The sequence below is a fragment of the Xenorhabdus doucetiae genome (assembly GCF_000968195.1).
GTDB classification, from domain to species: domain Bacteria; phylum Pseudomonadota; class Gammaproteobacteria; order Enterobacterales; family Enterobacteriaceae; genus Xenorhabdus; species Xenorhabdus doucetiae.
This window is the reverse complement of record NZ_FO704550.1, coordinates 784,916-806,413: the sequence shown is the minus strand read 5'-3', so window position 1 is coordinate 806,413 and position 21,498 is coordinate 784,916. Positions and strand designations below refer to the sequence as shown.

Genomic DNA, 21,498 nt, shown 5'->3' with positions numbered 1-21,498 from the left:
CGCCCGTTTAACGTTATCAAATCAGCCCGTGGACCAGAATCACGCCAATACATAAAGGTCCGACATATCGCCAGATAAACAGTAAACACTGGCGATTCCGCGATAACATATTATCCGGGATAAGCGCATTGACCTTACGTGACCAACCAAATACGAGGCAAATGATAATCCCGAATAATGGCATCAGGACGTTGGAAGTAATAAAGTCCAGCATGTCGAAGATGGTTTTTCCACCTAATGTAACGTGACTCAGGGGACCAAAAGATAAGGAAACCGGGATACCCATTAACATAATCGATGCCGTGACGATTAAGCTTGCTTTACGGCGCTGCCAGTGAAAACGTGCCTGAACATAAGCAACAATGTGCTCAAGTAATGAAATGGCTGAGGTCAGTGCGGCCATTAATAACAATAAAAAGAAAATGACGGCTAAAATTGAGCCACCGGGAAGCGTGGCGAAATAAATTGGCATCGTCATAAACGTTAATCCGGGACCTGCATTGGGTTCTAAGCCAGCAGCGGCCAAAGCAGGAAAAATCATCAGGCCAGCCAATATACAGACCAAACTGGAGAGGACGACAACCCAGATACTCGATTTACCAATGCCTTTGTTATTCGGCAAATAAGAACTGTACGTAATGTGGATACCCAAGCCGATAGACAATGAAAAAAATGCCAACCCTAATGCATCTAACACACCTTTTCCGGTCAGGCTATTGAAGTCTGGATATAAAAATAATTTCAGCCCTTCTGATGAACCCGGCAAACGGATGCCGACAATGATTAACACAATCATGATAAAGAACAGCAGTGGCATCATGATCTTCACTGATTTTTCCAGACCTTTTTGCACACCCGATAAGACCACGAAACAGGTTAGCCCTGAAAATGCCAGATGGGCGATTATCGGCCACCACGGATTGCTGATGAAATTGGTAAAAATAGAGGTCAGTTGAGAAATGTCGGTAATATTCAACTTTCCCGTACCCGCCATCACCGTGTAACCAATAGTCCAACCACCGACAACACTGTAGAAGCTATAGATACACCATGAACTGAATACACCGACAAAGCCAACCCATCCCCAGTGTTTACCCAGTAATTTCTTAAAGGCATTAACGGACACTTCACTCGTACCGCTTCCCAGCATATTTTCGGCTAATAGCACCGCCAGCCCGATCACAAAGCTGAACAATAAAAATACAATCAGAAATGCGCCGCCACCATTGGTTGCTGAAACATACGAAAATTTCCAGATGGCTCCAATGCCAACAGCAGATCCGGTTGCTGCTAATATGTGCCCCAAACGGGATGTCCATTGTTGACTCATGCTAACCCCCGAATGGATACAGTGTCAGCACAGGTAATATCTTTAGATGATAAACGGTATGTCATAATAATTATTAACTTATTGTTATAGATATAATTACACATTTAATAATGACCATTAAAACCATTTCAGCTTCCACGGGGGAAACTGGATGCTGATTTAACAGTCAGTGATAAGCATCATATTTACTGATACTGGTTTACTAATACTTACAAGAGACAGAGTGCTACTTTTCTTCATGCTGCATTTCATACTTTGGGAGCTTGACGCTTCCCGCAACACGGTCATAAATAGCGCATACAACGACAGCCAGCAAAGTAGGCAATAACCACGCCAGACCTTGATCCGCCAATGGCAAATGCTGCGCCCACTCAGGCAGTAAATGAGACAGGTACTCAGATGCCTTGACGCCATCCAAAATCCCAAACAGCAAGCTGACAGACATGGCCGGAGCCAGAATGCGTGTGGAGTTATGCCACCAGCGGATGGTAAAGCTCAATAATATCAGCGCGATACAAGGTGGATAAATTGCGGTCAAGACTGGAATTGAAAACTTAATCAAGTGACTTAAGCCCACATTAGAAACCAGCATAGAGAATGTGCCTAACAGCAATACCAGAGTACGGTAGGACAACGGCAAATAACGGCTGAAAAACTCAGCGCAAGCGCAAGTCAAACCGACAGCCGTCACCATACAAGCCACGAAAATCAGTACCGCCAGGAAGAAGCTGCCGTAGTTACCAAAAATATTTTGGACATAGGCGTGCAAAATCACAGCACCATTTTCTGCGGTAGGCACTAATGTGCCGCTGCCTTCCCCTAGCTTGAACAAAGAGAGGTACACCAGTGTCAAGCCAAGACCCGCAATCAAGCCAGCCCACATCGCATAACGGGTCAACAGGGAGGAAGATTCAACCCCTCTGGAACGCGCGGCATTCACAATCACAATACCGAATACCATTGCGGCCAAGGTATCCATGGTCAGATAGCCATTAACAAAACCGTTTGAGAACGGAATTTCCCGATAAGTTTCAATGGCAGGAACGGGACCGCCAGCCGGCCACAGTACCGCCGCAATCCCCAAAATGGCCAGTGCCAAAATTTTGACCGGAGCCAATATACGGCCGACGCTATCCAGCAGTTTGCCCGGATATAATGAAATTAGCATCACGAGTGCAAAATAGAGCACGCTATAGATGAATAGCGGAAGTTCACCCGTTCCGACAAGGGGTGCAATACCCACTTCAAAAGAAACCGTTGCCGTTCTGGGCGTCGCAAACAGCGGGCCGACCGCCAGATAGCAGATCGTTGCCAGAACCAAACCCGCCACTTTTCCAATCGGTGCACTGAGAGTATCAATACCCCCGCCCACTTTGGCCAAAGCAATGACAGTGATAACCGGCAAGCCAACAGCGGTTAGCAAAAAGCCGGCTGCTGAGATCCAAACATGCTCTCCGGCCTGCAAGCCAACCATAGGCGGAAAAATAATATTTCCCGCACCAACAAACAAGGCAAAGGTCATAAAGCCTAATGCCCAAATATCCTTAGATGATAAACGGTATGCCATAATGATTGTTAATGTGTTATTACCAAAAGAAATGCCTCTGCGACAGATAGTCACTATCGCAAGCACTAGAATTTTCACTGGCGAGACTGGATTCTGATTTCATGGTCAGTGATCGACCTAATATTCACTGATAATCGTAAGATACAGAATGATAGTGGTAATTACAGCTATAATCGCCAATAACTGCCCCCAAGTAAAACTTTTATAGCGTCAAAAGGCAAGCGACAAACCCAAAACCAGAACAATATACCAAACTACTTTTTAAAATCAGTGATTATTGTTATCTATCATTGAATACACACTATATGATTTGTACGTTTTTCGTCCTTGCTGATTAATAACTCATTTTTTGTCCGTATTTTTTGTCCATATTGTTACCATTTAATTCCATTGAACTTATTATTTTTTCACAAAACTATTTTTGTCAGGGAATTTTAGCAGGGACAATAAGCCGGGATGCCAATAGAAAGCTAAAAACAGATCCCTTCCCTACAGTGCTCGAAATATCGAGATGAGTATTGTAGTGATGCAGTGCGTGTTTCACTATCGCCAACCCTAACCCATTGCCGCCCGTCTGACGCGAACGGGCCCGATCGACGCGATAAAAACGTTCTGTCAGGCGAGGTAAATGTTCTACACCAATCCCACCGCCACTGTCTTTCACTTTGAACTGTGCACCCTGGGAAACATTTCGCCAACTCACCTCAATCCGTGTTCCCGGAGGCGTATGCCTAACAGCGTTATAGACCAGGTTGGACATTGCACTGCGCAGTTGTTCTTCATTACCAAAAACCTTTAGCTTTTCATCAACATCAAACACAATATCATACTGTTCACTTCCCAAGGCCAACGCTTCCCGCTGCAATATTTTTAATAGATTGGGAACATTCACAATTTCACTCATGTCCACTTGTGACCCCCCCTCAATTTTGGAAAGGTGCAGCAATTGCTGAACCAAACCATCCATTCTTTGTATTTGTTCCTGCATCGTGCCGATGACTTTCTGATGCACCTTATTACCAACCATCTGATCTTCCATCATTTCCAGATAACCTTGCAGTACAGTCAGGGGGGTTTTCAGTTCATGGCTCACATTGGCAAAAAAATCTCGCCGGGCATTTTCCAACTGTCGTTTTTGAGTCACATCGCGCACAACCATCAATAATTGTGTCTCAAAATAAGGCATAATGCGGAATTCCATCATATTGCCATTATTCAACTCGATGGACAGAGGGCGGGAAAAATCATTTGCGGTGATATAACGGCTAAAATCAGGATAGCGCAGCAGGTTGAAGATATGCTGGCCATTATCCTCAGGCCAGCGAAACCCAAGTAAATGTTGTGCCAGACGATTACACCAAAAAATATTGCCTTCCTGAGTCATCATCACAACGGCATCCGGCAGTGACTCAGCACCACTACGAAAACGCTTGATCAATAATGTGAGTTCACGACGCCGTTTGCGATTGCGTTGCTGCATCTGGTAAATGCCATAAAAGATAGGTTCCCAGCCGCCACGACTGGCTGGTGGTAACATCCTGCGATCCAGCCACAACCAATCAGATAATTTCAGCAAATTGTAGCCATGCCATACCAATGCCAGAAATAACGCGATAACCAGCAGCCATGCCAAGTGACCAATAAAGAGAGACAAAAAGAGAGCGGGCAAGCAAAAAAGCACAATACCCCATGCCAACTTTTTCCAAGATAAACGCTCAAGCACGCGACTTTACTCCCATCAATACACAGTCAATAGCGGGTAGAAAAGCGATATCCTGTACCACGCACAGTCTGTACCATCTTATCGTGCTCCCCTGTCTCCAGCGCCTTGCGCAAGCGTCGAATATGGACATCAACCGTGCGATCTTCCACATAAACATTGGTTCCCCACACATAGTCAAGTAATTGCTCACGGCTATAAACCCGCTCAGGATGAGTCATAAAAAAGTGGAGAAGTTTGAATTCAGTTGGCCCCATTTCCAAATCCTGTCCATGACTGGAAACACGGTGGGAAGAAGGTTCCAGAATCAATCCATCCATATCAATAACGTCTTCCGCTTCCATTGGTGAAATGCGACGCAGAACCGCCTTGACACGGGCAATCAATTCCTTGGGCGAGAAAGGCTTCGTTATATAATCATCAGCACCGACATCTAAACCACGTACCCGATCTTCTTCTTCTGTCCGAGCCGTGACCATAATGACGGGGATCGCCTTGGTGTTATTATCCCGCTTCATTTGCCGGATAAGTTGTATCCCCGAACCCCCAGGAAGCATCCAATCCAATAAGACCAAATCAGGATAAGGTTCAGACAGACGCCTTATTGCCGTATCGTAATCTTCGACTTCAATGGCCTGATAACCGTTTTGCTCCAGTGCAAAACAAACCATTTCACGAATCGGTACTTCATCTTCAACGACCAAAATACGTTTAACCATGGTTAATCCTGCTAATATCATTAAGGTCAGCGATTTTCACCGTAAAATATTATGAGTCAATTTTATGACACTTTTATGAACCCTTATATTCCTCAATCAGTAAAAGACAAACTGGCTCCCAGAGAAAATCTTGCACCGTTGTTATATTTCATTTTGGATGCGAAGCAGCTCGAAAATTCAGTAAAGAATGTCGAATTGCACAGGACATCCCTCTCTCTGCCATTATAATTAGCGCCTGTCACAACGGATAAGAAAAACACTCAGGCAACGGCGGGGAACTCATGCGAATCATTCACACATCTGACTGGCATCTTGGCCAATACTTCTTTACGAAAAGCCGCGCCGCGGAGCATAAGCACTTTTTGCAGTGGCTGATTAAAAAAATCGTCCAGCATCAAGTGGATGCCTTGATTATTGCCGGTGATATCTTTGATACCGGTTCCCCGCCCAGCTATGCGCGTGAGCTTTATAACAAATTCATTGTGGCGCTACAGCCCACAGGCTGCCAACTTGTCATTCTTGGGGGAAACCATGATTCCGTTGCCACACTCAACGAAGCAAAATCCCTCCTCTCTTACCTGAATACCACGGTGATTGCCAATGCTGAAACCGAAGATATCGCACAACAGATAAAGATCCTGCATAACAGAGAAGGCAATGCCGGGGCGATCCTCTGCGCCATTCCCTATCTGCGCCCACGGGATATCTTAACCAGCCAGCCGGGGCAATCCGGCGTACAAAAACAGCAGGCATTACAGGATGCCATCAGCGAACACTATCACAGGCTCTATCAGCAAGCCTGTACATTACGAGAACAACTTGGTCAGCCATTACCGATTATTGCCACCGGTCACCTCACCACAGTAGGGGCTTCCACAACAGATTCCGTTCGCGATATTTACATCGGCACATTAGATGCCTTCCCTGCTCAGGCATTTCCTCCCGCTGACTATATCGCACTGGGGCATATCCACCGCCCGCAAGTTATCGGTAAATCAGAGCATATCCGCTACAGCGGTTCCCCTATTCCACTCAGTTTTGATGAAGTGGAACAGGAGAAAAGTGTCTGCCTGGTGGATTTTAAATCAGGCAAACTCGATAGCATCACACTGTTAACAATCCCGCATTATCAGCCGATGCAGCTTATTCGTGGTAATTTGCAGCAAATCGAAGCGCAGTTACAAACATTTAAGGAATATCAGGGAGAACGCCCTGTTTGGCTGGACATTGAAGTCGCAACCCAAGATTATCTGCACGATATCCAGAAACGCGTTCAGACCTTAAGTGAAGGATTGCCCGTTGAGATCATCCTGTTACGCCGCAGTAAAAGCGCCCGCCAACTGTCACTGTCTGAACAAAATAACGAAACCCTTGCCGAATTAAGTGTCAATGAGGTCTTCGAGCGTCGTTTGGCGCTGGCAGAAATAGGCGATATTGCTCAGAAACAACGCCTGACCACCCTGTTTAAACAAACGCTGGACGATATTTCTCAGCAATAACCTAAAGAGAACGCACCATGAAAATTCTTAGCTTACGGCTGAAAAATATCAATTCATTGCAAGGCGAATGGAAAATTGACTTTACGGCAGAACCTTTTGCCAGCAATGGATTATTTGCCATTACCGGCCCAACAGGGGCAGGAAAAACCTCCTTACTGGATGCCATTTGCCTCGCCCTTTATCATGAAACACCAAGGCTCAACACCATTTCTGCTTCTCAAAATGAATTAATGACCCGCCATACCGCCGAATGCCTTGCGGAAGTAGAATTTGAAGTCAAAGGCGTCGCTTATCGGGCATTTTGGAGCCAGCGCCGCGCCCGCAATCAGGCAAATGGCAAGCTCCAAGCACCAAAAGGAGAATTGGCCCTCAAAAAAGAGGGAAAAATCTTGGCGGATAAGATCCCTGAGAAAAAAGAAAAAATTGCCGAAATAACCGGGCTGGATTTTAGCCGTTTTACCAAATCCATGCTGTTGTCACAGGGGAATTTTGCTGCATTTTTAAATGCAAAGGATACCGATCGGGCAGATCTACTGGAAGAGCTAACCGGCACAGAAATTTACGGCATTCTGTCCCAGGAAATTTACCAACGCCATAAAGAGGCACACTCTGAACTGAATATCCATCAGGCCAAAGCCTCTTCCATTGAATTACTCACGCCAGAACAGCAACACGCATATCAAAACCAACAACAACAGCTTGTGGCTGAAGAAAACCAACTCAGCCAACAAATAAAGGCATTGCAAACGGCCGAACAGTGGCTGTTTCGGCGAGATGAGCTCCAGCAATCACGGGCAAGCAATGCTTCACTTTTACAACAGACTGAGCACGCCATTCAAGAAGCCCAACCTCAATTACAACAACTTGCCGCCAGCGAACCGGCAGAGAAAATCCGTCCATTATGGGATGCACAAAACCGGGCACACCATGAAAAACAGTGGCTCACGGAACAACGCACAAAAATAGAGCATGAACACCAACAACAACTGGCAATGCTGCAACCTGCCGAACAGCAATTGGCACAACAGGAAAAAATACGGGAAGAGCACCAACAGTATCAATATCAGCAAGAAAAGCTCATCTCAGAGCAAATTATACCGCTCGATCATAAAATTGATGTTCAATCCAAAGAAATGATGAAACTCGAAAAAGAGATTGCCGGGCAAGACCGCGATCTCACAGAGATTTCATCCCAATACCAAGCCACACAGAATCAAATAACGGCTTTAAATAATGAACAAAAGGCGTTGGCATCTTACGATGAGCAGCATCCTTATTACCGCAATCTGGACAGCAAACTACCTGAATGGAAACAGCTATTCACTCGCCAGCAAGAGCGGCAAGAGAAAATAGACCAGCTCACCCAAAGTACCCAACAAATTACCTCGGAGCTGACCCGTACAACGGACTATCTACATACACTGCATGCAGAATTGGCTAACCAACAAGCACAGAGCCAACTACTGAGCAATAACCTTGCCGCAGCGGAAAACCAACTCACAACATTGCAGCACAAACACCCGCCGGAACAGTTACAGAAAAATTTAGAGAATTATCAGAAACAACTGGCATCACAAAACCAACTGGCGATCTTACTTCCACAGATCCAGCAGTTACAAACGACGATCTCGGCCGATCAAAGCCAATTGACACAATCCCAAGCATTGGTCAAAGCCTTGCCTGATCAGATCGCCATCCTCAATCAACAGTGGGCAGACAAGCAACAACATTATGACGATCTCAGCCACCGAATTCGCCTGGAACAACGGATAGTCAGTCTGGAAAAAGAACGAGCACAATTAAAACAAGGTGAATCTTGCCCGCTTTGCGGTTCAACGCATCATCCTTTAATCAGCGAATACCTGAATATTGCCCTGCCGCATTCAGAAGAGCGCTTGAAAATCCTGCGCCAACAGCTTGATCAACTTCAAGAAAATCGCACAACCCTACAGCAAAAACAGCAACATCAACAGCAGCACGGCGAACAATTGCAGCAAAACATTGCCCAATGCAATGCTAAATTAGCGGAATGGGTGAAACAGTGGCAACACCATTGCCAGCAGTTGCAGGTGACAGAATTACCCATAGATGCAGAGGCGGTTAATCATTTTATCAGCCAGCGACAATCGGCTTATCACCAACATCAAATGCAACAGGAAGCCCTGTTACAGGCAGAAAAAGACCATCAGGCAGCCGAAAAAGCATTGGCTGCCAACCGAGAGCAATATCAGGCATGTGAAAAGCGTATTGAACTGGAAAAGTTCAAACAGGATTCAGCCGAAAAACAACGAACAGAAAAGACGGCAGAAGCTCAACAACTCGCAGCCGCTTACGCGGCGACAGCACAACAGTTAAACACGGAATTACAGCCAACACCTTTCACCCTTCCCGCCCATCAGGAAATAGAAAACTGGCTGCAACAACGTGAGCAAGAATTAAAAAACTACCATGATTCTCGTGAAAAATGGCAGAAACTGCTAACAGAACAAGCCGCCCTGCAAAGCAAACTGAGTGAGTTGGACAAGCAAAAAAATAAGCTCACCGCCCAACTTCATACTTTGCATGAACAACAACAGCAGCAAAAACAGTTATTGGCACAAACACGCCAGGAGCGTCATCGTTTATTTGGTGAACAATCCACCATTGCCGTTCGTCAGGTTTTGCAGCAAAAAGCCCATGAACTGGAAATCGCCTACAAACAGGCCGCTTTCCATCTGCAAAAAATGCAAAACCAATTGAGCCAATTAACCGGCGCTGCCAATGAAATAGAAAAAAGCCATACCGCCGCCGAAGCAAACTACAAACTTGCCGCCAGACACTTCCAAGCAGGCTTAGAACAGCAAGGCTTTCCTGATCAATTCTCTTTTGAACGCGCTTTGCTGGAACCGGAACAACGGGAAAAATTACAACAGTTACAAGAAAAACTTGAACAACAACAATGGCAAGCCCAAACACGGCACCATGAATCAGAAGTCGCCTTACAGCGACATACAGAAACGCAGCCGCAGTTGCTTAATCAATATGAACCTCAACAGTTATCCGCCCTATTAACCGACGTTACCGCTAAGTTGAAACACAACAACCAGCAACAAGGTGAAGTCAGAACCCTGTTAAACAGCGATGCCACTCGCCGTCAGCAACAACAAGGGTTATTGGCACAGATCGCACTGTTACAACAAAAATATGATGACTGGAGTTACCTCAACAATCTTATTGGCTCTGCCGATGGCGCTAAATTCCGCCGTTTTGCCCAAGGTCTGACCTTGGATCACCTCGTGCATCTGGCAAATATCCGATTGGAAAAATTACATGGGCGCTATTACTTGCAACGCAAAGATGACGGCGGGCTGGAATTACAAGTCGTTGATATCTGGCAAGCGGATGCGATCAGGGATACCAAAACCCTTTCCGGCGGAGAAAGTTTTCTGGTCAGCCTCGCTCTTGCGCTCGCCTTGTCTGATCTCGTGAGTAACAAGACACAAATAGAGTCCCTGTTCCTTGATGAAGGCTTTGGCACACTTGATGCCGAAACCCTTGATATCGCCTTGGATGCACTGGATCAGCTTAATGCATCAGGAAAAACCATTGGCGTCATCAGCCACGTAGACGCCTTGAAAGAACGCATCCCCGTGCAGATCAAAGTGGAAAAAAAGAATGGCTTGGGATGCAGTCAATTAGCAGCAGAATTTCGGGTTTAAACACAGGCGTAAGTATCAACATGTTGTATTAATAAACAACTTGAATGATGTGTATCGTGTGTATATGATATTCAAAGCGGAAAGGAGGCTGCTTGAACAGTTCAGATTTGATGAGGTTATTAGAAAAAAATGGCTGGAAACTTAAGCGAATTAAAGGGAGCCATCATCAATTCACTCATCTTGAATTCTCTGTCGTGATAACTGTTCCGCATCCACGTAGAGATATAAAACGAGGAACTCTCAACAAAATCTTAAAAGATGCAAAGATCAAATAATCTTGTTAACGAATTACCTAAAAAAGCACATAAATAAAGATGGAATAAAATTATGTTATATCCAGCATTTGTCGAAATAGATCAAGATGGTAGCGCCAGTGGTTGGTTCCCTGACGTTGCAGGATGCATCTTTGCTGGTAACACACTTGAAGAAGCACATTCTGATGCACAATCTGCTATCAATGCACACTTCGAGTTAATGAAAGAGCAAAATCTGGAATTCCCATTTCCAAAATCCATGCAAGAGCACCTTGCAGAAAAGGCCGCTGAATACCAAAATGGGCAATGGCTTTTAATCCCTGTAAATATGAGTCAGTTCGAAGACAAAACAGAGCGCATTAATATTACTCTGCCATTGCGTTTAATTAACCGTATTGATGCAAAAGTAAAACAGCATCCCGAATATGGCAGCCGCAGTGGATTTTTAGCCTTAGCTGCCCGTAAGGCACTGCAATAAATATGGAGAGCCTGCTAAAGCAGGCTCTTAATTCAATGTTTAATGTTTAATGACATAAAGATCTTTGGTTGATGTCTGTCCCAGCAGATCGGCATAATAGCCACCAATATAAGGTTGAACCAATTGTGCAGTGACATAATAATAAACAGGAATGATAGGAGTATCGTTTGTCAGAATATCAAGAGCCTTTTGAAAATCCTCTTGCTTATTCGTTTCTCCGGCTTTATGCGTCCAATTATCAAAATCCTTGTTAGAATAAAATGAAGTATTATTTGTCTGATTTGTTGTAAATATATTAAAGAAAGATATCGGGCTATTATAATCGCCAATCCATCCAGCTCTAACGGCATCAAATTTCCCTTGATGTTCATTCTCCAACATCACTTTCCACTCTTCAGCTTGAATATTTGCAATAGCACCAAGATGCTTTTTCCACATAGAGGCCGCCGCAATCGCAACTTTCTTATGCAACCCATTTGAGTTATAAATCAAATTAAATTTAAGGGGATGATTTTTACTAAAACCCGCTTCATTCAATAACTGTTTAGCTTTTTCGTCACGTTGGTTTTGTGTCCATGAGACATAATCAGGTTGTTTGAATTTAAAACCACCAATTCCAGGTGGTAAAATTGTATAGGCCGGTATTTGCCCTTGGGCGACGACTTTATTAGCAATAATATTTCTATCCAAGGCAAGATTTAATGCTTGCCTGACTCTAATATCATTAAACAGCGGATTTTTATTATTAAGTGAGTAGTAATATGTACTCAGTATCGGTGAAATATGAATTTGTGAACTCATATTTTTCTTTAATGATGCAAAAGATTCCAATGGGATCGTAAATGTAATATCTATCTCCCCGGCCAGATAGCGGTTCAAATCTGAGGTCTCTGACGAAAGAGGAAGATAAGTCACTTTATTAATAACGGTATTTTTATTGTCCCAATAATAAGGATTTCTTACTCCAACAATTTTTTCATTCACTTTCCATTCAGCTAACTTAAATGCGCCACTAGAAACAAAAAATTCAGGTTGAGTCCATTTATCCCCATATTTTTTAACGACTTTTTCGCTAACCGGAGAAGAAATCGTGAACGCCAGCATCTGTAAAAAATATCCAACGGGTTTCTCTAGTCTTACCTCTAACGTTGAATCATCCAAGGCTTTAACACCAAGCTCCTCCACTTTTTTCTTACCGGCTAAAATTTCTTTAGCATTCATCACAGAAGCATCAACAAAATAGCTACCATAAGGAGAAAGCGTTTTTGGATCTGTCAAACGCCGCCAGCTAAACACCACATCATGAGCGGTAATGGGAGTTCCATCAGACCATTTGATCCCTTTCCTTAAATGGAAAATCCACGTTTTATTGTCCTTCGTTTCCCAGCTCGCGGCCAGTTTAGGTATAATCTGACCTTGTTTATTCGTGTCCACTAATGTATCAAAAAAATCATGGATAATATTTATTGCAATATTACCTTCAACTTTATCGACATCCAGTGAAGCAGGCTCTGCACCATTATTGCGGACAATTTCTTGTTTTTCCGCCAATTGTGTGCCAAGTGGAATAACGGCGGCATAAGACGGCGTGATACTGCCTAATACCATACTTATAGAATAGATTAATATTCTCATTTCTTTATAGCTAATTTTATTTAACATAGTTATTTCCCTCTATTGCTGTGATGTGGTTTTATTATTGAGAAAATTCTTTGTATTCCTGATGGAAACAGATCCATTTTATTCTTTCAGAAAGAATTTCGTAAGACATGAGTTACAAAAAATCAATTCATTTGAAATATACAGGCAAAAAACATATATTCTAATAAAATCAAAAAATTAAATTAAAAGTCAAAGAAAATTTTGCTTTCATGTTGAAAGCATCTTTATTTATACTATACTTTTAGTACGAATAAAATTTAAACCATAAATTATAAACACTGATAATCAATAGATTTAAATCTATTTTTTATAAACTTCAAGTTGCAGCTCACAAGAAAAAATCAGCTTATAATCTTCTCTTCCGGCGCCGCGGAAAGATAATAAATGCATCTTGAAGTATGAAGAGTAAAGAAATCATTATTCTTATCTCTATTCATTCCATTAGTGAGAAAACACACAGGATACATTTTATGAAAAATTTATTCTCTACAGAAAATAGGTTAGCAACCATTAAAAACTTTGCCAAAATCATGGATGGAAAAGTTGATAATGATGTCATTGATAATATTAAAGAAAAACTATTAAACTTAAGTGTAGATTCTTATGCAGGCACTGCATCTATAAATAGTTCTGTTTTTTACACAACACTGACAGTATCTCTTAATGTTGGGAAAACATTTAAGGGAAGTGCCTGGGGAATAGAGTCATGGACATTCGGTGATAACACATATTCTGGCGGATTACTGACAAGTGATTTTGATGCACTTATTACAAAAGGTAATAATTTTGTTATAGGTAATATCTCGGCAGGAATATCGATAGTCTTTTTAAATTCATCTCTTAAGCCTATGGGATATTTTGAAGGATTAGGAGATTTGGCGATAGGTGGAGCCAAAGGTAGTGGTAGTTGGTCTTAATTAATTTAAAACTCATTGTTATTTTATATACCCTACAAACTTCACATTGCAATTCGTAAAACGAAAGTGGCTTATTATTTCCCCGCACTGCGGGGAAATAATGAATGCCTATTGAATTACGACGAGCATCGTTATTTTTAATGCTTAATAACATAAAGATCTTTTGTGAAAAATTCGCCCCTGGCATTAATATTAAAACCACCCACATAAGGTTTTACCATATTATGGTTAACATAAAAATAAATAGGAATAGCAGGTACATCTTTTGTTAAAATATCAGATGCCTGCTGATAATAATTTTTCGCATTCGTTTTTTCTGCTTTTTCTAATAATTTATCAAATTCATCATTTTCATACATAGCGGTATTTTTCACTTGCTTCGATAAAAATATCGATAAGAATGCCATTGGGCTGTCATAATCCGCAACCCAAGCCCGGCGGATAACATCAAATTTTCCTTGATGCATATTATCCAACATAACCTTCCATTCTTGGTTCTGCAAAACAGCCTTCACACCCAGATTCTTTTTCCACATTGAAGCAACAGCAATGGCAATTTTTTTATGCCCTTCCTGAGTATTATAAAGCAGGTTAAAAGTGAGTGGATTATTTTGATTAAAACCGGCCTCATTCAACAATGCTTTTGCTTTGGCAATACGCTGCGCCTGAGTCCATAAAGCATAATCCGGTTGTTCAAAATTAAAACCGCCAATATTTGGTGTGAGCATCGTATATGCCGATAACTGCCCCTGCCCTAATATCTTATCAACAATAATATCTCTATCTATGGCTAAATTCAGCGCTTGTCTGACTCTGACATCATTAAAAGGCGGCTTTTTATTATTAAACTCATAAAAATAAACGGTTGCTTTGGGAGAAATATGTACCTGATCAGGCAATGATTTTTTTAATGACGGAAAAGATTCCGCCGCAATCGTATTGGTAATATCTATTTCCCCCGCCAGATAGCGGTTCAAATCCGCTTTTTCTGAAGACAAAGGAAGATAAGTGACTTTATTAATCACCGTATTCTTATCATCCCAATATTGCGGATTTCTGACGCCGACGATCTTTTCATTGACCACCCATTCAGAGAGTTTAAACGGCCCGCTGCCCACAAAAACTTCCGGTCTGGTCCACTTATCACCATACGTTTTGACGGCCTTTTCACTTATTGGAAACATAGCAGGGTGAATTAACATCTGGAGAAAATAGCCAATAGGTTTATCTAATCTCACCTCGACGGTAAAGTCATCCAGCGCCTTTATACCAAGTTCTTGCGGTTTTTTCTTACCGGTCAATACGTCATTCGCATTCATCACAGCGGCATTTTCAAGATAACTGCCATAAGGTGAAACCGTATTGGGATCAATCAAACGCCGCCAACTAAATACCACATCATGGGCCGTAATCGGTGAGCCATCTGACCATTTGTTCTCTTTTTTCAAATGAAAAACCCAGGTCTTATTATCATGGGTTTCCCAACTCGTGGCTAATCGGGGTTCAATATTGCCCTGATGATTAACATGAATTAAACCTTCAAAAAAATCACTAATAATATTGAATTCGACATTACTGGAGACTTTATGGGTATCCAATGAAGCCGGCTCTGCACCATTATTGCGCACAATTTCTTGTTTATCGGCCAATATTGTTCCCTCTGGAACCACTGCTGCATAAGAGAGTGAGATATTTCCCCATATTAATGCGATGGCACAATATAATCGTTTTATTTTCTTAGCGTTTGTTATTTTTAGCATATTATAACCTTCCATAATTGTGTTTATTCAAATAGTAACTTAAAGGCTTCTATATCCTGTAAACTTCGAGTTGCCGCTCACAAGACGAAAACCGCTGATTATCTCCCCGCGACGCGGGGAGATAATCTATGCATCTTGAAGTACAACGAGTATATAATCAGAGCCTGATAAAACAGACGCTGATTTATTTTTAATGCTTGATAATATAGAGATCTTTGGTGGAAACATAATCCATTGGGCTAACATAAAACCCGCCCACATAAGGCTTCACCATACGGTCAGTGACATAGTGATAAATAGGCATAACCGGCATATCGTTATTGAAAATAGCCATCGCTTTTTGGTAATACGCCGTCTCATTCGTTTCACCCGCTTTGGTTACCATCTGGTCAAAATCACTATTGGCATATTGTGGAATATTATGGCTGCTTCCGGTCAGGAACGTATTCAGGAAAGACATTGGGCTATTGTAATCCGCAGTCCATGCATATCTGACAACATCAAATTTGTTCTGGTGCATATTATCCAACATCACTTTCCATTCCTGGTTTTGTAAATTGGCCTGAACACCCAGGTTCTGCTTCCACATAGACGTCACGGCAATGGCAACTTTTTTATGTGATTCTTTCGTGTTGTAAAGCAAGTCAAATTTAAGCGGATTTTTCTCGTTAAAACCGGCTTCATGTAAAAGCGCTTTGGCTTGTTCAATTCGCTGTGCTTGTGTCCATGACGCATATTCCGGCGGGGTTAATGTGATCCCGCCAATATTGGGTGGCAGGATATCGTAGGCAGGCAATTGCCCCATTCCCAAGACCTTTTCAGCAATCACTTCCCTATCTATGGCTAAACTTAATGCTTTCCTGACTCTGACGTCATCAAATGGCGGTTTTTGGGTATTAAAGACGTAATAATATGTGCTTAACATCGGATTAACATGAACTTGATCGCCCAAGGTTTTCTTTAATGATGCAAAAGAATCCAAAGGAATGGTAAACGTAATATCAATTTCCCCCGCCAGATATCGGTTTAAATCTGATTTTTCTGATGTCAGGGAAAGGTAAGTGACTTTATTAATGACCGTGTTTTCGTTGTCCCAATAAAGGGGATTTCTGACGCCAATGACGTTTTCATTCACTTTCCATTCGGATAATTTGAATGCCCCACTGCCAACAAAAGACTCTGGGTGCGTCCATTTATCGCCATATTTTTGGACAACCTTTTCATTGATCGGCACTAAAATCGGATGAGTGACCATCTGCAAGAAATAAGCAACGGGTTTATCCAGTTTTACTTCTAATGTGAAATCATCCAGTGCCTTAACACCGAGTTCTTGCGCTTTTTTCTTGCCCAGCGATATGTCCCTTGCGTTAATGACATGAGCACTGCCCAGATAACTGCCATAAGGTGATCCTATTGCGGGATCAAGCAGACGGCGCCAGCTAAATACCACATCGTGGGCAGTAATCGGCGTACCATCAGACCATCTCGCCCCTTTTCTGATATGAAAAATCCAGGTTTGGTTATCGCTGGTTTCCCAGTGCTCCGCCAGACGGGGAATAATCTTGCCTTTATTATCGGTGTAAACTAAACCATCAAAAAAATCATGGATAATATTCAGCTCAACGTTACTTTCTACTTTATGTATATCCAAAGAGGCAGGAAAAGTGCCATTATTCCGCACAATTTCTTGTTTCTCCGCTAATTGTGTGCCCGGAGGAACAACCGCAGCATAGGATGGAATAATAGGGGTTAACAGTATTCCCAGCGAACAGGTCAGGATTTGGGTAAGTTTATTTTTAATGAAACTCGCCATGACTTTTCTCATGTTTTCATTCTCCATTAATGACAATTTTATTATTACATTACGATACCATTTTTATTTAAATTATGACTTCAAATAACTCAATTAAGTAACAAGAGCCTAATTTAACAGGCTCTTGTTATCGAAATATCAATGCTTAATCACATAAAGATCTTTGGTTGGCATATTTCCCATAGAATCTATATGAAATCCACCGATATAGGGCTTGACTAATTTTACCCGCACATAATAATAAACCGGAATAGTCGGCATTTCTTGATTGAGAATATCAATCGCCCGTTGATAATCGGCAGGATCGTTAGTTTCATCGGCTTTTAATGCCCATTGGTCAAATGCCTTATTTTGATATTTCGTGTAGTTGTTGGTATTTCCCGACGTAAAAATATCTAAGAAGCTGGTCGGGCTATTATAATCTGCACTCCAGGCGTATCTTGTCAGCTCAAAATCGCCTTGAGCCATACTATCATTCTGGGTTTTAGATTCCTGATTTTGCAAAACAACCTCCACCCCCAGATTTTTTCTCCACGCTGAGCTGGCCGCAATGGCAATTTTTTTATGGGCATCAGAGGTGTTATACAGCAAAGTAAACTTGAGGGGATTTTTTTCATTAAAACCCGCTTCACGCAATAACTTTTTGGCTTTGGCGACGCGCTGTTCCTGTGTCCATAAAGCATATTCAGGCGGTTTTAAATAAATTCCCCCGGCTCCCGGAGAGACCACATCGTAAGCGGGTTTCTGCCCATTACCCAATACCTTGTCGGTGATAATGTTTCGGTCTAATGCCAAGGCCAGCGCTTGTCTGACCCGAACATCATCAAATGGCGGCTTTTGGGTATTGAACAGGTAATAATAAACACTCATGACGGGCCGAACATGTAACTGATCACCATATTTTTTCTTAATCAGTGGCAGGAACTCCGATGGCCCACCGTTGGAGATATCAATTTCGCCGGTCAGATAGCGATTGAAGTCAGCTTTATAATCTGACAATGGCAAGTACGTGACTTTATTAATGACGGTATGTTTATCATCCCAGTAATAGGGATTCCTGACGCCAACAATTTTTTCATTGACCACCCACTCCGAGAGTTTAAACGGCCCGTTGCTGACAAAATGTTGTGGCTGCGTCCATTTATTGCCATATTTTTTAATGACTTTTTCACTGACAGGCGATACGGCGGGATGTGCCAGCATTTGCAGAAAGCCCGCTTTTGGCCTTTTCAGTGTAATTTCTATCGTTGCGTCATCCAGTGCCTTGACACCCAGTTCTGCCGGTTTTTTCTTGCCTGAAAGAATATCACCTGCATTCACAATTTGCGCTTGAATCAGATAACTACCATAAGGAGAAAGGGTGTCAGGCGTGACCAGGCGCCGGAAAGAAAAAACCACATCGTGGGCGGTAAGCGGTGTACCGTCAGACCATTTCACTCCTTTTCTTAAATAGAACACCCAGGTTTTATTATCTTGGGTTTCCCAACGTTCGGCCAGGGCCGGGATAATATTCTCTTCTTTATCCGTATCAACCAGACGCTCAAAAAAATCCCGCAAAATATCAAATTCACTGTCACCCTCAGATTTATGCGGATCTAAAGAACCCGGTTCAGAAAAATTATTACGGGTGATTTCTTGCTTATCTGCCAATTGAGTATTGGGGGGAACAATAGCTGCATAAGAAAAAGTGACACTGCTTAAAATAAGGCTAATAGAACAAGTTAATATTTTAGATAGTTTATTTTTTATTATCCTTACCCGCATTTTCTGCATATTCGTGGTCTCCATATTCGTCGTATCCACAAGTGTTTTCATTATTAAATAATCATGACATATATCACTATCACCTTATAACCATTACCGATATGAATATTACTGCATTCAGTGACATCTTCGATGTCATTAGAACGAATTATTGAATTCACATAATTAAGTGCAACGCGAAATAATTAGCGTTGCACTTATGATTTGGATCAAACAACCATTACAGTATCTTTGATCTATGGGTTTTATCTACGATGATCTGCGTTATCTTTTATCCCCGTCACACTATTTTGCACCGCGATCACCCGCGTGGGTCAGATCGATTTGATAGACAGCAAAACCAACATCATCATTTTTCAGGTACTTCACGGGATATTGGGCGTGTTCTTTGATGAATTTCGCTGCTTTTTCTGAGGGTGAAGTTTCGAAACGGATATCTAATTTTTTATCGGTTTTGATTGGCAGGAATGACCAATTATTTTCAGCCTGAGTTGATACGACGCCTTTCTCTTTGGTGATCCGGGAAATGTAAGACGCTAAAATGGTGCGGTTTTCATCCGGTGACGCAAACGCAATGTGATCGTCTCCGGTTCCGGCGAATTTGCCGCCGTAACCACGGTAATTATTGGTGGCGATCAGGAAAGTGGCTTTCGGATCAATCGGCTTGCCCTGCCAGGTGACGTCTTTGATACGGTTCGCCCCTTTATTGAGAAGCTGGCAATCGGTGTTGTATTTTGCGGGTTGGGTCAGGTCTATCTGATAATTAACCCCCGTGATGGTGTCGAAGTTATAAGTGCGGAACCCATCCCAGTTCAACAATTCTTGCGGCTTGGTGGAGGTTGGGTCAATCCGGTTAAACATCCCTGCCGAACACTCCAGCCATTCCACCACATCCGCCCCGGTTGCTTTCACGACGACCAGCGTATTTGGGTAGAGGTACAAATCAGCCGCGTTACGGAAAGTCAGATCCCCTTTTTCGACTTCCACAAAATCAGCCGGTGCATTTTTACGTCCGCCGACTTTGAAAGGTGCCGCTGCCGCCAAGACAGGCAGCCCATCCAGATTAGGATCACCCTGAATAAAGCGTTTGGTATAATCCACCTGCGCATCATTGACGATCTGGACGGTAGGATCACTCTGGATCAGCGCCAGATAGCTGTACATATTGTCAGAGGCTTTGCCAATCAATTTACCCACGAAATCGCGGGTTCCCTGATCCTCTTTTTCGATGAGGGAAGCCAGCTTGCTATCGCGTGCAACCAGCGCTTTCTTATGCGCTTTGTCATAGATAGAACGGGCTTCCGCCTTGGCAGATTCGACTTTCCATTCGCCGCTGTCGTTATTAATCACCATATCCACCACACCCAGATGATCCCCCCATTGCCCCGGCATCACGGCAGGAATGCCATTAATCGTTCCGTTGGCAACATCAACGCCCTTAATACCGGCATATTCCTTGTTGGGGAACACGCCATGGGCATGACCAAACATAATGGCGTTAATGCCGGGCACTTCGCTCAGATAGTACACGGAGTTTTCTGCCATCGCCTTATAAGGTTCTTGGGAAAAACCGGAGTGGGGAATGGCGATAATCAGGTCGGCGCCCTCTTTCTTCATTTGAGGAACGAATTTTTTCGCGGTTGCGGTGATGTCATTGACCACCACTTTGCCGGCCAGATTAGCTTTATCCCAAACAGTGATTTGTGGCGGCACAAAACCGATATAGCCGACTTTAATCGTGTGCGTTTTGCCCGCGCGATCTTTAACCAGCGTATCAACGATAATATAAGGCGTAAAGTAGTTTTTGCCGGTGTTGGCATCCATGATATTGGCGTTGATATAAGGGAATTTGGCACCGGCAACGGCCTGTTTCAGGAAATCCAATCCAAAGTTGAATTCATGGTTACCAAAGTTACCGACGGTATAGCCCATCGTGTTCATCAGTTTGTAGGCCGGATGAACTTCCCCTGATTTTAACCCCTTGGCCGCCATGTAATCCGCCAGCGGACTGCCTTGAATCAAATCGCCGTTATCGATCAGGATCGCATTGGTTGCTTCCGCTTTGGCGGCTTTAATTAAGGTCGCAGTACGCACCAAACCAAATTGCTCCGTGGATTTATCTTTAAAGTAATCGAAATCCATCAAATTGCTGTGAATATCCGAGGTTTCCATGACCCGTAAATCAACGGTTGCTGCGTTCACATTGCATGCCACCAGCATTGCCAGTGTTGACATTTTCCACATATTCTTTTTCATGCTACACCTCTTCATATACCCTATAAACTTCAAGTTGCCGCTCGCAAAACAAAATCTGCTT

General features: G+C 42.8%; 14 protein-coding genes. 5 read left to right on the top strand and 9 right to left on the bottom strand.

Annotated features, from left to right (window positions below):
* Positions 1-16 precede the first annotated feature (16 nt).
* From XDD1_RS03860 to phoB, 4 genes are all read right to left on the bottom strand, one after another.
* Entirely contained in the window at positions 17-1,330 is a 1,314-nt protein-coding gene (locus XDD1_RS03860; RefSeq protein WP_045968858.1) for a sodium-dependent transporter, read from the bottom strand.
* Positions 1,331-1,556: 226 nt separating this feature from the next.
* Entirely contained in the window at positions 1,557-2,897 is a 1,341-nt protein-coding gene (gene brnQ / locus XDD1_RS03855; RefSeq protein WP_045968856.1) for a branched-chain amino acid transport system II carrier protein, read from the bottom strand.
* Positions 2,898-3,321: 424 nt separating this feature from the next.
* Complete coding sequence (gene phoR, locus XDD1_RS03850) at positions 3,322-4,620, bottom strand: phosphate regulon sensor histidine kinase PhoR (RefSeq protein WP_045968854.1); 1,299 nt, start codon at positions 4,618-4,620, stop codon at positions 3,322-3,324.
* A 26-nt stretch (positions 4,621-4,646) separates the two neighbouring features.
* Positions 4,647-5,336 (bottom strand): phosphate regulon transcriptional regulator PhoB, encoded by a 690-nt coding sequence (gene phoB / locus XDD1_RS03845; protein ID WP_045968852.1) that lies wholly within the window; start codon positions 5,334-5,336, stop codon positions 4,647-4,649.
* A gap of 281 nt (positions 5,337-5,617) precedes the next feature.
* On the opposite strand from phoB, the gene sbcD reads away from it, so the two are divergent.
* The 4 genes from sbcD (at position 5,618) to XDD1_RS03825 (ending at position 11,265) form a co-directional block, all read left to right on the top strand.
* Positions 5,618-6,835, top strand: coding sequence for an exonuclease subunit SbcD (gene sbcD / locus XDD1_RS03840; RefSeq protein ID WP_045968850.1), 1,218 nt, complete (start codon positions 5,618-5,620; stop codon positions 6,833-6,835).
* A gap of 17 nt (positions 6,836-6,852) precedes the next feature.
* Positions 6,853-10,533, top strand: a complete 3,681-nt coding sequence (locus tag XDD1_RS03835) for an SbcC/MukB-like Walker B domain-containing protein (RefSeq protein ID WP_045968848.1) — start codon at positions 6,853-6,855, stop codon at positions 10,531-10,533.
* A gap of 92 nt (positions 10,534-10,625) precedes the next feature.
* The gene (locus XDD1_RS03830) at positions 10,626-10,808 is read left to right on the top strand and encodes a type II toxin-antitoxin system HicA family toxin (RefSeq protein ID WP_045968846.1); all 183 of its coding nucleotides are present in this window, start codon (positions 10,626-10,628) and stop codon (positions 10,806-10,808) included.
* Positions 10,809-10,860: 52 nt separating this feature from the next.
* Positions 10,861-11,265 (top strand): type II toxin-antitoxin system HicB family antitoxin, encoded by a 405-nt coding sequence (locus XDD1_RS03825; RefSeq protein ID WP_045968844.1) that lies wholly within the window; start codon positions 10,861-10,863, stop codon positions 11,263-11,265.
* A gap of 39 nt (positions 11,266-11,304) precedes the next feature.
* Here the strand turns inward: XDD1_RS03825 and XDD1_RS03820 are convergent, their stop codons facing one another.
* The gene (locus tag XDD1_RS03820) at positions 11,305-12,927 is read right to left on the bottom strand and encodes an ABC transporter substrate-binding protein (RefSeq protein WP_045968842.1); all 1,623 of its coding nucleotides are present in this window, start codon (positions 12,925-12,927) and stop codon (positions 11,305-11,307) included.
* A gap of 470 nt (positions 12,928-13,397) precedes the next feature.
* Between XDD1_RS03820 and XDD1_RS03815 the strand changes: the two genes are divergently transcribed.
* Entirely contained in the window at positions 13,398-13,844 is a 447-nt protein-coding gene (locus XDD1_RS03815) for a VapA/VapB family virulence-associated protein (RefSeq protein ID WP_167541621.1), read from the top strand.
* A 137-nt stretch (positions 13,845-13,981) separates the two neighbouring features.
* Here the strand turns inward: XDD1_RS03815 and XDD1_RS03810 are convergent, their stop codons facing one another.
* The 4 genes from XDD1_RS03810 to XDD1_RS03795 form a co-directional block, all read right to left on the bottom strand.
* Complete coding sequence (locus tag XDD1_RS03810) at positions 13,982-15,604, bottom strand: ABC transporter substrate-binding protein (protein WP_045968838.1); 1,623 nt, start codon at positions 15,602-15,604, stop codon at positions 13,982-13,984.
* A 190-nt stretch (positions 15,605-15,794) separates the two neighbouring features.
* A complete protein-coding gene (locus XDD1_RS03805; RefSeq protein WP_045968836.1) occupies positions 15,795-17,429 on the bottom strand; it encodes an ABC transporter substrate-binding protein in 1,635 nt (544 codons plus the stop codon).
* 126 nt (positions 17,430-17,555) lie between these two features.
* The gene (locus tag XDD1_RS03800) at positions 17,556-19,205 is read right to left on the bottom strand and encodes an ABC transporter substrate-binding protein (RefSeq protein WP_084721109.1); all 1,650 of its coding nucleotides are present in this window, start codon (positions 19,203-19,205) and stop codon (positions 17,556-17,558) included.
* A gap of 261 nt (positions 19,206-19,466) precedes the next feature.
* On the bottom strand, positions 19,467-21,437 hold the full coding sequence (locus XDD1_RS03795; RefSeq protein WP_045968834.1) for a bifunctional 2',3'-cyclic-nucleotide 2'-phosphodiesterase/3'-nucleotidase: 1,971 nt from the start codon (positions 21,435-21,437) through the stop codon (positions 19,467-19,469).
* Between the last annotated feature and the right edge of the window lie 61 nt (positions 21,438-21,498).